Source organism: Pseudomonas sp. LBUM1641, assembly GCF_059716235.1.
The window spans coordinates 2,369,775-2,381,866 of sequence record NZ_CP166815.1 but is presented as its reverse complement, the minus strand read 5'-3'; the positions used below and the strand labels follow the sequence as shown (position 1 = coordinate 2,381,866).

General features: G+C 55.8%; 10 protein-coding genes, 1 tRNA gene and 1 pseudogene. 5 read left to right on the top strand and 7 right to left on the bottom strand.

The genetic code is table 11. The annotated features are described in order from the left end of the window. The first annotated feature begins 421 nt into the window (after nucleotides 1-421). The 3 genes and pseudogenes from ACA046_RS11025 to ACA046_RS11015 all read left to right on the top strand — a co-directional run bounded on the left by ACA046_RS11025 (nucleotide 422) and on the right by ACA046_RS11015 (nucleotide 2,769). On the top strand, nucleotides 422-649 hold the full coding sequence (locus ACA046_RS11025; protein WP_497676462.1) for a hypothetical protein: 228 nt from the start codon (nucleotides 422-424) through the stop codon (nucleotides 647-649). A 175-nt stretch (nucleotides 650-824) separates the two neighbouring features. After that, nucleotides 825-1,391, top strand: a pseudogene (gene tnpC / locus ACA046_RS11020) (IS66 family transposase); the annotation flags it as partial. Nucleotides 1,392-1,611: 220 nt separating this feature from the next. Further along, complete coding sequence (locus ACA046_RS11015) at nucleotides 1,612-2,769, top strand: FAD-dependent oxidoreductase (RefSeq protein WP_497676461.1); 1,158 nt, start codon at nucleotides 1,612-1,614, stop codon at nucleotides 2,767-2,769. A 339-nt stretch (nucleotides 2,770-3,108) separates the two neighbouring features. On the opposite strand, the gene ACA046_RS11010 is transcribed toward ACA046_RS11015, so the two are convergent. Beyond that, nucleotides 3,109-3,993 (bottom strand): AraC family transcriptional regulator, encoded by an 885-nt coding sequence (locus ACA046_RS11010; RefSeq protein ID WP_497676460.1) that lies wholly within the window; start codon nucleotides 3,991-3,993, stop codon nucleotides 3,109-3,111. Nucleotides 3,994-4,252: 259 nt separating this feature from the next. On the opposite strand from ACA046_RS11010, the gene ACA046_RS11005 reads away from it, so the two are divergent. After that, nucleotides 4,253-5,008, top strand: coding sequence for an SDR family NAD(P)-dependent oxidoreductase (locus tag ACA046_RS11005; protein ID WP_497676459.1), 756 nt, complete (start codon nucleotides 4,253-4,255; stop codon nucleotides 5,006-5,008). 417 nt (nucleotides 5,009-5,425) lie between these two features. Here the strand turns inward: ACA046_RS11005 and ACA046_RS11000 are convergent, their stop codons facing one another. Next, the gene (locus ACA046_RS11000; RefSeq protein ID WP_497676458.1) at nucleotides 5,426-6,160 is read right to left on the bottom strand and encodes a substrate-binding periplasmic protein; all 735 of its coding nucleotides are present in this window, start codon (nucleotides 6,158-6,160) and stop codon (nucleotides 5,426-5,428) included. 183 nt (nucleotides 6,161-6,343) lie between these two features. Further along, entirely contained in the window at nucleotides 6,344-7,969 is a 1,626-nt protein-coding gene (locus ACA046_RS10995) for a methyl-accepting chemotaxis protein (protein ID WP_497676457.1), read from the bottom strand. Between the two features lie 324 nt (nucleotides 7,970-8,293). Between ACA046_RS10995 and ACA046_RS10990 the strand changes: the two genes are divergently transcribed. Further along, nucleotides 8,294-8,521, top strand: coding sequence for a transposase (locus tag ACA046_RS10990; RefSeq protein ID WP_497676456.1), 228 nt, complete (start codon nucleotides 8,294-8,296; stop codon nucleotides 8,519-8,521). Between the two features lie 357 nt (nucleotides 8,522-8,878). Here the strand turns inward: ACA046_RS10990 and ACA046_RS10985 are convergent. The 4 genes from ACA046_RS10985 to pheT all read right to left on the bottom strand — a co-directional run bounded on the left by ACA046_RS10985 (nucleotide 8,879) and on the right by pheT (nucleotide 12,067). Continuing rightward, nucleotides 8,879-8,955: transfer RNA gene (locus tag ACA046_RS10985), tRNA-Pro, on the bottom strand. A 90-nt stretch (nucleotides 8,956-9,045) separates the two neighbouring features. Continuing rightward, on the bottom strand, nucleotides 9,046-9,402 hold the full coding sequence (locus ACA046_RS10980) for a MerR family transcriptional regulator (protein WP_003219935.1): 357 nt from the start codon (nucleotides 9,400-9,402) through the stop codon (nucleotides 9,046-9,048). After that, nucleotides 9,383-9,685 carry an integration host factor subunit alpha gene (gene ihfA, locus ACA046_RS10975; protein WP_002553164.1) on the bottom strand — a complete coding sequence of 101 codons (303 nt, stop codon included), beginning with the start codon at nucleotides 9,683-9,685 and terminating at the stop codon, nucleotides 9,383-9,385. The genes ACA046_RS10980 and ihfA overlap by 20 nt, the downstream gene beginning before the upstream one ends. A gap of 3 nt (nucleotides 9,686-9,688) precedes the next feature. Beyond that, nucleotides 9,689-12,067 carry a phenylalanine--tRNA ligase subunit beta gene (gene pheT / locus ACA046_RS10970; RefSeq protein WP_497676455.1) on the bottom strand — a complete coding sequence of 793 codons (2,379 nt, stop codon included), beginning with the start codon at nucleotides 12,065-12,067 and terminating at the stop codon, nucleotides 9,689-9,691. Between the last annotated feature and the right edge of the window lie 25 nt (nucleotides 12,068-12,092).

Here is a 12,092-nt window from a genome sequence, read left to right as displayed (position 1 = left end):
TGCGATGCCCCACTGGCTTCAGGTTTTGATTTAAGAGGGGTATCGCCGCAAGCCCGGCGTCTCGCCGATCAGAGCATCGACGCCTGCCTGCATCGACGGCAGTTCAAGCAAGCCCGCGCCTCGACCCGTCTCCGGGAGGCTAGCAAGTTCATGGTAGCCGAGAGTATTCGGGTGCTCACGCATCACGTTTACGCCGAGCGGACACGGTTCAGCGATCCTACAGTGCGTCCGTGTCCTCTCTCCCCCTGATCGGATGTTCCATTTGAGTTATCCCTTTTCCCAGTAGACGCGTAAGGGCTTAGATCAATATATATCTTGATGTTAAAAATATATTTTAATTAGTATCGAATTCGTCACCTTGACAGATTCGTCACTATCATGTCGCGCGCTCATCCAAATAATCCCAATAATAGGAAAAGCCATGAATTCCATCCTCCCCAACGCCACTGTCGACGCACACGCAAATACCAGCGACTTGGTTGCTCGTGCCAGCGGCCTGGTCGAGACCTTGCGTTCGCGTACCCGTGAAGTCGATGAACTGGCCCGTCTGCCCGATAACACTGTTGCCGACCTCGACGCCATCGGCGCCTTCGACGTGATGATTCCACGCCAGCATGGCGGCCTGCAAACCAGCGCAGAACATACATGAATGTGGTCAGCGAAATCGGCCGTGGGGATGCTTCGGCTGGCTGGGCCTGCGCCCTGATCAATATCTGCAACTGGATGCTCGCAACGTTGTATCCCCAGGCGGTCAGTGACCCAATCTTCGCCAGTGGCGGCAAGGCGCGCAGCAGTGGTGTGCTGTCCCCACGCAAAGCCAAGGTCATACATGGCGCAAGTTCTTCGAACTGCACGCTACGAATAAAAGCACGCTCGCCGAGCAAGCGCTGCGCTATATTCAGTTGTTGTACGAAATCGAAAGAGAAGCCCGCGACTTGGAGCCGGATTTACGGTGCCGAATACGGCAAGAAAAAGCCGTGCCGGTGATGGATAAACTGCATGCCTGGATGATCGCCCAGCGAGATCTTGTGCCCGAAGGATCGGCTATCAGCAGAGCATTGGATTACAGTCTGAAACGCTGGGCAGCGCTATCGCGCTACCTTGATGACGGGGCCGTACCCATCGACAATAATTGGTGCGAGAACCAGATCCGGCCATGGGCTCTTGGACGCAAGAACTGGCTCTTTGCAGGTTCACTGCGCAGCGGCAAACGTGCGGCTGCGATCATGAGTTTGATCCAGTCAGTACGGCTTAATGGACATGATCCGTACGCTTATCTGAAGGATGTTTTGACGCGTTTACCGACATGCCCTGCACGGCTGGTGGGTGAATTACTACCGCATAGGTGGACGCCTCTGCGGCAAAAAGCTGCGCCAATAAACGATCATTAAGGACGTGTTGACGCCTTAGACTTCGCTGTGCAAAATCACGCGTCTAAGCCGCGAAAAACGGTTGCTTATATCGCGCGGGTCAAACCGCCCCACCATAGGGCAATCGAGTACACGCCACCTCCTGTCTCCCGGAAGGTCGGCCAGCGTTTTCCCCCGACATTTTGTCGGAATTCTACGAGTGCCTTGCTTCTTGGCCATGCTCGTAATACAGGAACACGCCATGTACAGCTCCCCCGAATCATCGACTTCATTGACTACCCCTCGTATCGCTATTGTGGGGGCCGGCCTCGGAGGATTGACGCTTGCACGTGTCCTGCATGTCAACGGCATACCAGCCACCATTTATGAGAGCGAAGTATCGGCAACAGCGCGAGCGCAAGGTGGCCTGTTGGACATTCACGAATACAATGGTCAGTTGGGACTGAAAGCTGCGGGTCTCTATGATGGCTTCCTGGCCCTCACGCTTCCGGGTGAAGATGCCAAGCGTATCGTCGACAAATACGGCACCGTTTTGTTTGACAGGCCCGGAATGGGCGGTTCGGCCAAACCTGAAGTTGATAGAGGCGCACTTCGGCACCTTCTAATCAAATCCCTACCTGCTGAATCCATCCTATGGGGTCGCAAGCTTGTCCATACGAATCGCGGCGCCGAGGGACTGCACGAATTGGTATTCGCCGACGGCTCGACAGCGACAGCAGACTTGCTGGTGGGCGCAGACGGTGCGTGGTCGAGAGTCCGCCCGCTTGTCTCTGCCGCAAAGCCTCAGTACGTCGGCACGGCTTTCATCGAAACCTACCTCTTCGATGGCCCCACCCACCATCAAGCCAGCGCCGACGCCATCGGCACTGGAACGCTGATGGCTGTTGCGCCAGGGAAGGCCATCCTTGCTCATCACCACGCAAACGGTACGCTGCACACCTACATTGCGCTGAACAAGCCTGAGGTATGGATTGACGCAGTGGACTTTAACCATCCGGCGGCGGCACTTCAGCAGGTTGCCGATGAGTTTATAGGCTGGGCTGCGCCGCTTCGCAAGTTGGTCACCGCAAGCGATACCACGCCGCTTGTGCGGCTGATTCATTCCCTGCCGATTAACCACCGATGGGAGCGCACACCTGGTGTCACGCTCGTGGGCGATGCTGCACACCTGATGTCGCCATTCGCCGGGGAAGGTGCCAACCTCGCGATCTATGACGGGGCCTCACTCGCTCACGCGATACGGGATCATTTCGGGAATGTAGAGGCAGCTCTGGCTGTGTACGAGCAAGCACTGTTCCCACGCAGCGCCGCCTTCGCGGAGGAAACGGCTAAGAATCACCAGAGCTTCTTCGGCAATGACGCTCCAGCGAGTGTAGTGAAGCTCTTTTCACCGCGATAACTTGTTACGAATGGCCAATAGTTATCCGCGCATCAGTCAACACGACTTTGCCAGACGCTTACGTTCCGTTAGGGCAAGAAGATGCTCAAATCAACGAAGGGACGAGCGAAGCTTTATCGCGTCTGGCGACAGCAAGGCTGACGCGGTTACCAATGCAGCTGGCAGGCGAGATTGAGCAACTGCTGCCGCATCAGTGCGGTGTCTACTTGAATCATGAAAGGTTACTTCAGAAGGCGCCTACAAATGAATCGCATGGCGAATCTCGAAATCGGCCCGCAGGGTGTGCTTTGGGATGCGTCCGGAATTTGGAGCAGAATGAGCGGAGCAATCGGCGCAAGACTAAGCCGATGAGCTAAGCAGCATTTTTACTTCGCGAATATCTTTCGCGGGGGGCAGGCCAAACATGCGACCGTACTCTCGCGTGAATTGGGGAACGCTTTCGTACCCAACATTATACGCAGCTTTGGCGATCGATAAACCATCAAGAAGCCCTCGCCTGGCCTCAATTAGCCTTAGTTGTTTTTGATATTGGAGTGGGGTCAGCGAGGTGATCACCCTAAAATGTGTGTGAAACCCAGAAAGACTCATACCCGCCGTCTCAGCCAGTTGTTCCATGCGCAGCGGCTTGGCGAATTCATCACGAATCCTGGCGATCGCACGGCCAATTCTATGTGCATTGCTGCTGGTAATCCCAAGCGCTCGGATCGCACCACCATGGCGTCCTGAAAGGAGCCAGTAATGGAGTTCTCTGACCAGTTGGTCTTTTAATATTTCCACTGACCCAGGTCGATCAAGGAGGCGAAGCAAGCGAAGTGCTGCGTCTGCCACCTCCGTTTCTGTGGACTCTACCCGCAAGGGCTCGCCAACAGTAAAGGGGGCGGTGCCCATCTCGACGACCAATGACTCTATAAGTACGTGATCAAGCTCTACGACAAATGCCAAGTAAGGCTCGTGGCGAGAGGCGACAACGATCTGACTGACTGTTGGCACATCGGCGGTGATGATCAATGATTCGCCTGCACCGAATTCGAAGACTTTATTGCCCATCGAGACACGCTTTTTTCCTTGAAGCACCAGCGCAACCAAAGGCTTGGAGATCGCGTAGAGCAGCGCAGTCGGCATTGTATCCCTGAGAATCACCATTCCGGAGAAAGCGGTGGCAGCAACGCCATTCTTATGATTAGCGTCAGCGTAGCGACTCACAGCTTTGAGCAGCTCGTTCATAGGTCATCAACTCTTGAGCCAGTATCAGCACATTGCAGCGTCGAATGCTTGCCGATGCAATACCAATGGATAATGCAGCAAGTAATTTGAAGGATTAGGCAAATTGCGCCCCACTGCTGCATTTAGCAACCGAACTATTTCATCTGTAACCGGGCGATTTGGACGAATAGGCAATTCAAATGGGTGATCGCGCAACCTGCAACGCGTGTCTGACGTCATCGTTAATGCTCATTCACATGTGCTTGGCAGGAGAATAACGATGACCACTATTTCAGTTGTAACCGGTGCAAACCGTGGCCTTGGCCGCAACACTGCACTGAGCATTGCCCGCAATGGTGGCGACGTGATCGTCACCTATCGCAATGGCAAAGAAGCCGCGGATGCCGTGGTTGCCGACATCCAAGCGCTTGGCCGCAAGGCCGCTGCCCTGCAACTGGACGCGAGCAAAGTGTCGTCCTTCCCCGACTTCGTGATCGCCGTGCGTGCGGCACTGAAAGACATCTGGGGCGGTGATACGATCGACCACCTCATCAACAACGCCGGGCATGGTGAAATGGCTGACTTTGCCACCACCACGGAAGCTCAGTTCGACGCGCTCTTTGACGTACACGTCAAAGGGGTGTTTTTCATGACCCAGTCCCTGCTGCCGATACTGGCCGATGGCGGGCGCATCGTAAACTTCTCGTCGGGCTTGACCCGTGTGTCCTTCCCGGGCTTCTCGGCCTACTCGGCAGCCAAAGGCGCAGTCGAGACACTCACCGTATACATGGCCAAAGAGCTGGGCAGACGCGGTATTACCGTCAATACCGTAGCCCCTGGCGCAATAGAGACCGATTTCCTGGGTGGAGCAGTACGCGATATTCCTGACTACAACAAGGCTTTCGCCGATATGACCGCGCTTGGCCGCGTGGGCGTGCCCGACGATATCGGCCCAATGATTGCTAGCCTCTTGAGTCCTAACAACCGCTGGGTCACAGGTCAGCGCATCGAAGTATCCGGCGGCCAATCAATTTGATTGATCAGCGATGGATTCTGCCCAAGGCGGATCCATCGCGCACCTGTCGCCTGTATTAGAGATTTCCGATGCCGAAATTGATCATCCATGTCCCCGCAGGACCTTCGATGCCGCCGTGCGTCAATAGGTCGGCTACGCTCCCGATTACTGGTTAGAAGCGCTCACTGGCCTAGCCGTCTGAATGCGGTCTACACCACCAGCTATTTTATCGGCGGGGAACTGGGCTCCATACTTGGCTCGCAGTTTCACCAAACGCAGAGTTGGAGCGGTGTGTTCGTACCAGTGCGGTGGCCGGGCGGCAGGCCGTGTTGGGACTCTGACGCCAACGTGTTGCGGGTCGTGCTGACGTGGCAATGTACGCAACTCGCTAAGCTGCTAATCCTGTCCAGCGGAAAAAGCGAGGGGCGCGGGCTTGGATCATTTCCCGTCGAAACTATGATAGCGTTCCTGGATTGAAGTGATGACGCCCTCGGCTCGCATCGCCTCAATCGCCGCACGCAGCGCCTGCACCATCGGTGCGTCGCAGCGTTTTGAACAGGCCATATACATGTCGGTCGAAGTTAATTCAGGGCTCATCCGTAACGGTTTGTTGTTCCTGCGCGGCCAAGCAAAGTTGCCTTCAGGCACGGTGGTAAACCAGGCGTCGATCCGATTTAACTCCAGCATCTTTATCGGTTTGTCACCTAGTTTCAGCGAGAATATTTGGTCCGCACGAAAGCCGTTGGCTCGTAGGATCTCTTCCTGGACAGTGCCAATACCTACCCCGATACGTTTATAGCGACCCCGCGCTTGCTCCATGGTTTGCACGGGTTCGGAAAAGCTAAAGAACGCTCGAGGAAGCCTTAGCACTGGCGCTATCCAGGTGTAGTTATTCTCTCGATGGGGAGTTCGCGAGAAGGGGATTAACAACAGATTTTCGCCTTCTTGCAGGTGCTTCAACGTGCGCAGCATGGGTTCGGATCTGAGTGTAACTGGATAACCGGCACGCTTAAGGGCTTCCAGCCCAACATCACCGAACATACCGTACCCAAGACGCTCGTGCATGGAAGCCAGCGGCATTGCCTCGGGGATATAAAGTACTACGCCCGGTGGCTCGGCAACGGCAATGCTGCTGAAGAGCCCCAGAAATAGTGAGGTGATACCAAGGCGCATGATGCCATCCGTGTAGATCAGGCTTCGACAGTCAATTGGCAGTCCATCTGCCTAGAGCCACTGTCGCTAAATACTGCGATTAGCGTGTACGTGATTGCGCACTTCTATCCATTAATGCGTAGCGTATCCAGGCGTTCATAGGACTTGATTAGCGACCGTCTCGCGCTTGAAAAGCAAGCCTGCTCAAACCTTAAACTGCAGCACCATCGCGTTCAGGCCAACGGCCAAACGCGATAGCTCCTGGCTCGCTGCTGCCGTTTGATTGGCACCGGCCGAAGTTTGCAGCGACAGGTCACGAATGTTGACGAGATTGCGGTCCACCTCTCGTGCCACCTGCGCCTGCTCCTCCGAAGCGCTGGCGATTACCAAGTTGCGCTCATTGATGGCAGAGATCGCTACGGAGATTTCGTCCAACGCATTGCCGGCAGCCTGGGCGACATCTAGCGTGGCCCCGGCGCGCTGACTGCTGGTTTGCATGGCGCTGACTGCCCGATCCGTTCCTTGTCGAATGCCGCTAACCATCTGCTCAATTTCAAGAGTGGATTGTTGAGTGCGATGGGCCAGAGCGCGGACCTCATCGGCAACCACGGCAAAACCACGCCCGGCTTCACCGGCCCGTGCCGCTTCGATGGCCGCGTTAAGGGCTAGCAAGTTGGTCTGCTCGGCAATAGAGCGAATCACGTCAAGCACCTGGCTAATGTCGCGGACCTTGTCGGCCAGTTGGATGACCTGCTCCGCAGAGGTCGCAACGTCTTGCGCCAAGGTTGAGATTGAGGAGACTGTTTGTTGCACCTGGTCTCTGCCACGCTGAGTAGTGCGGTCCGACTCGCGAGAAGCCTCAGAGGTGATTACCGCATTGCGTGCTACCTCTTCGACGGCAACAGTCATTTCGTTAACGGCGGTGGCGGCCTGTTCAATTTCATTGTTTTGCTGATGAAGGCCGCGGGTAGAGTCTTCAGTGACGGCGCTAAGTTCTTCAGATGCCGAGGCCAGTTGATTAGAGGATTCGGCAATATTCTGGATAGTGCTGCGCAGGTTTTTCTGCATGGTATTCAGCGCCGCAAGCAGGCGCGCGGGCTCGTCTGCGCCGTCAACATGAATGGCGTGAGTAAGATCGCCAGATGCCACAGTTTCTGCCACCTGCAGGGCGCGGGTCAGTGGGCTAACAATACTGCGGGTTAGCAGCAGCGCTAACACCAGGGTGGCGAGGGCAGTCACAACCAACGTGGTGATCACCCAATTGCGGGCACTATAAAATGTTGCGCTGGTCGACGCTGCGGCAGTAGTGGCGCCTTGAGCGTTGAATTCGCTGAGGGCCTGTAGGGACTTGGCCATCGCTTCGGCGTAAGTATTCATTTCACCGCCGGCCACGCGTACCGCATCGTCCAGTTTGTCCTGCTTCGACAACGCCAGAACCTGTCCCTGCTGTTCGAGATAGCCACGCTGCGCCGTCTCAAAGTTGCGATAGAGCGCAGTTTCTTCAGCGCTATCAATCAACGCCTCATAACGCGTTTGCGCAGCGTGCATATCGGTCTTTAATTGCTCGGTACGGGCTTCGTTGTCGTTCAAGGCCTGGGGATCACGAAACAGCAGAACGCGTAGGGTGACTGTTCTTAGCCGCAGGGTAGCTTCGCTCACGCTGCCAAGGGCCAGAATACTAGGCATCCAATTTTGATCCACCTCGGCAGCATCCTCACGCATGTGAGACATCTGCAGTAAGGCAAAAAGCCCCAGGAAAACGACCAGCATCGCTATCACGCCAAAACTTAAGGCGGCGCGAGGAGCGATGTTGAGCATGCGCAAACTCATGAGATGAATCCTTTCTGAAATGTCCGGCTCGAGCAACGTGACGAGTTCGATTTATCGGGGAAGATGTAGGCAGCGTAACGCTTAGTGGCTAGAGGAATCGATTAACAGCTTTAGCCGGCATTACTTATTCGTCTAATGAGTCATATACAGGTTAAGGTATAAAAAGATATGTCGGCCTAATGTTTGCGGTCTGAGAACTGTTCAACTCAACAATTGTTTGTAATACGCCGCTAATGGGGATTGGAAGGTGTGGCAATGATTAGGGATACCAATCCGGAGTGCGCGGTCGATATCTTGAGCCCGACCTCGCCATAATGGGTTTGGATGGCGTTATTCCGACCGAAACCGGGCAGACCCGCATATACCTTCGATTCTGCTGAAGAGCTATATCTACGGTTTTTTTACCCCATCCAATCGAATCGACGCATTAAGCGAAAAGCCCAATGCAAGCTCGAGCTGATGTGGCTAACCGGTCGGTTGATACCCGACTTCAAAACTATTGCCAACGTCCCAAAATACAACAGCGAAGCCATTCGCGAAGTCCGTCGTTAGTCCGTTGTGTTGTGACAATTACCGGGCAACAAAGAACACATTTGTCATTATGATAGATTCGTTCATTGTAGGACAATATATCGATGCTTGCAATAGGGGGTGGGCGATAGAATTTGGGGCTACCCGGAGATCGTTCATGCATTCATTCGAAAACCGCATCCGAGCGGTCAAGCTCTATATCAAACTGGGGAAGCACACCGGTGCCACTGATAGAGTTGTATCTCGATGATTGAGGCAAGCAACCTTCAGGCGCATACAAGACAATATCAATCCACTACCAATTCACTACCATAAGGACAAAATTGCAGATATGAAAAAGCCCAACCTTTTCAGGTTGGGCTAAGTCATTGAAAAATATGGTCGGGACGGAGTGATTCGAACACTCGACCCCTAGCACCCCATGCTAGTGCGCTACCGGACTGCGCTACGCCCCGACTAGGCGTTTTACTGGGTTCGCTTCGCAACGAAGCGATCAGGAATATACCGCAAGCTTTTGAAATGTGGAAGTATTTTAAAAGCCGGAATTACTTCTTCAAAACCACCAGCACATCTTCGAGTTCGGAGATCATCTGGCGGATCATTTGCTTGTATTGGGTGGTGTCGTCTTTGGCTTCATCACCGGACATACGCTGGCGCGCGCCGCTGATGGTGAACCCCTGGTCGTACAGCAACGCACGGATCTGTCGGATCATCAGCACATCCTGGCGCTGATAATACCGACGGTTCCCGGTGCGTTTGACGGGGTTGAGCTGAGGAAACTCCTGCTCCCAATAGCGCAGCACGTGCGGTTTTACCGCACAGAGCTCGCTGACTTCACCAATGGTGAAGTAGCGTTTGCCTGGGATGACGGGCAGTTCGTCGTTATGACTTGGTTCCAGCATAAGCCTCAACTCGGGCCTTCAACTTCTGCCCTGGACGAAAGGTGACCACACGGCGAGCCGTGATCGGGATTTCTTCTCCCGTTTTTGGATTGCGGCCAGGCCGCTGGCGTTTGTCCCGAAGGTCAAAATTGCCGAAACCGGACAATTTGACCTGTTCGTTGTCTTCAAGAGCGTGCCTGATTTCTTCAAAGAACAGCTCGACCAATTCCTTGGCCTCGCGCTTGTTCAGGCCCAGCTCTTCATACAGACGTTCCGCCATCTCAGCTTTCGTCAAAGCCCCCATACGTCACTTCCTTAACGTGGCGTTTAACCTTTGTTCGAGCGAGGTGAGGATATTTTGTGTCGTCGTATTCACCTCATCGTCATTAAGAGTGCGCGATGGATGCTGCCAGGTCAAGCCAACTGCAAGGCTTTTTCTATGCGGATCAATGCCTTTACCCTGATAAACGTCAAATAGCCTGAGGTCTGTCAGCCATTCCCCTGCATTTTCACGGATTACGTCCAGAACAGCACTGGCCGCAACGCCTTGATCGGCAATCAGCGCCAGATCACGTCGTACTTCAGGGAAACGCGACAACTCGCTAAATTTAGGCATTTTGCCCGAGGCCACTTCAGCCAAGACTAGCTCAAAAACGAAGACTGGACGGTCCAGCCCCAAGGTTTTCGACAGTTCAGGGTGGATCGCGCCAACGAAGCCCACCAGGCGACCTTCACGTTCGATACGTGCGGTCTGGCCGGGATGCAACGCAGGGTGTTTGCCGGGGGTGAACGTGAACGCATCCAGCGCACCGGCAAAGCCCAACACCGCTTCCACATCCGCCTTGACGTCGAAGAAGTCGACGGTGTCGCGACCTTGTGCCCAGCCTTCCGGCAGGCGACTGCCGCAGACTACGCCAGCCAGCATCGGCTCTTGCTTCAGACCATCCAGTTGACCGACAAAACGCAGGCCGCTTTCGAACATGCGCACGCGGTCTTGCTGACGGTTCAGGTTGTGGGAAAGCGCTTTCACCAAGCCAGGCCACAGCGACGAGCGCATGGCAGCCATGTCGTTGGAGATCGGGTTAGCCAGCAACAGCGGCTCGACACCCGGGTTGAACAGTTCGAATTGCTTCGGATCGATGAAGCTGTAGGTCACCGCTTCCTGATAACCACGGGCAACCAGCAGGCGACGCAGCTCTGGAAGATGTGCACGGGCTTCAGCTTTCGGCTGCGGGGCCAGACGCGCTTGCGGGTAACGAACCGGCAGGCGGTTGTAGCCGTACAGGCGGGCCAGCTCTTCGATCAGGTCGACTTCCAGGCTGATATCGAAGCGATGGCTTGGCACTTCTACGTGCCACTGCCCTGCTTCACCTGCAGAGATGCCGAGGCCGAGTGCTGACAGCAGGCGCTCGATTTCAACCGGGTCGATCACCAGGCCGAGCATTTGCTCAACGGCCTTGGCGCGCAGGACGATCGGTGCAACCGACGGCAGGTGCTGCTCGCTGACGGTTTCGATGATCGGGCCGGCTTCGCCGCCAGTGATTTCCAGCAGCAGGCCAGTGGCGCGCTCCATGGCTTCACGGGCCAATTGCCAGTCCACGCCACGCTCGTAGCGGTGTGAGGCGTCGGTGTGCAGGCCGTAGGAACGGGCCTTGCCAGCGATGGCGATCTGATCGAAGAAGGCGCTTTCGAGAAAGATGTCGCGAGTGGTTGCGGACACGCCGCTGTGCTCGCCGCCCATCACGCCGGCAATCGCCAGGGCGCGGGAATGATCAGCGATCACCAGGGTGTCGGCACGCAGGCTGACTTCCTGGCCGTCGAGCAGCACCAGCTTCTCGCCTTCCTCGGCCATGCGTACGCGGATGCCGCCATTGATTTCAGCGAGATCGAAGGCGTGCAGCGGTTGACCCAGTTCCAGCATCACGTAGTTGGTGATGTCGACAGCAGCGTCGATGCTGCGTACTTCGGAACGACGCAGGCGCTCAACCATCCACAGCGGGGTTGGCTTGGACAGGTCGACGTTTCGGATCACACGACCCAGGTAACGTGGGCAAGCGTTGGGAGCCAGCACTTCGACCGAACGCACTTCGTCGTGCACCGCAGGCACGGCGGCAACCACCGGACGGGTGACGGTGGCGGCGTACAGCGCACCGACTTCACGCGCCAGGCCAGCCAGGGACAGGCAGTCGCCGCGGTTCGGGGTCAGGTCGACCTCGATGCTGGCGTCTTCCAGTTCCAGGTAAACACGGATGTCCTGACCCACTGGCGCGTCGGCCGGCAGCTCCATCAGGCCATCATTGCCTTCACCGACCTGCAGCTCCGCCTGGGAGCACAGCATGCCGTTGGACTCAACGCCACGCAGCTTGGCCTTCTTGATCTTGAAGTCGCCTGGCAGTTCGGCACCGATCATCGCGAACGGGATTTTCAGGCCCGGGCGCACGTTTGGCGCTCCGCACACGACCTGGAAGGTTTCCGCGCCATTGCTGACCTGGCACACACGCAATTTGTCAGCGTCCGGGTGTTGCTCGGTGCTCAGCACCTCGCCCACTACCACGCCACTGAAAACACCGGCAGCCGGCGTCACACTATCGACCTCAAGGCCGGCCATCGACAGACGGGCAACCAGCTCGTCGCGACTTACCTGCGGGCTTACCCAGCCACGCAGCCATTGTTCACTGAATTTCATCCTGCTCTCCTAAAGATCCGTTACG

Coding starts and splice junctions, on each gene's coding strand:
- ACA046_RS11025 (WP_497676462.1), top strand. CDS start 422: ATGAATTCCATCCTCCCCAACGCCACTGTCGACGCACACGCAAATACC.
- ACA046_RS11015 (WP_497676461.1), top strand. CDS start 1,612: ATGTACAGCTCCCCCGAATCATCGACTTCATTGACTACCCCTCGTATC.
- ACA046_RS11010 (WP_497676460.1), bottom strand. CDS start 3,993: ATGAACGAGCTGCTCAAAGCTGTGAGTCGCTACGCTGACGCTAATCAT.
- ACA046_RS11005 (WP_497676459.1), top strand. CDS start 4,253: ATGACCACTATTTCAGTTGTAACCGGTGCAAACCGTGGCCTTGGCCGC.
- ACA046_RS11000 (WP_497676458.1), bottom strand. CDS start 6,160: ATGCGCCTTGGTATCACCTCACTATTTCTGGGGCTCTTCAGCAGCATT.
- ACA046_RS10995 (WP_497676457.1), bottom strand. CDS start 7,969: ATGAGTTTGCGCATGCTCAACATCGCTCCTCGCGCCGCCTTAAGTTTT.
- ACA046_RS10990 (WP_497676456.1), top strand. CDS start 8,294: ATGGCGTTATTCCGACCGAAACCGGGCAGACCCGCATATACCTTCGAT.
- ACA046_RS10980 (WP_003219935.1), bottom strand. CDS start 9,402: ATGCTGGAACCAAGTCATAACGACGAACTGCCCGTCATCCCAGGCAAA.
- ihfA (WP_002553164.1), bottom strand. CDS start 9,685: ATGGGGGCTTTGACGAAAGCTGAGATGGCGGAACGTCTGTATGAAGAG.
- pheT (WP_497676455.1), bottom strand. CDS start 12,067: ATGAAATTCAGTGAACAATGGCTGCGTGGCTGGGTAAGCCCGCAGGTA.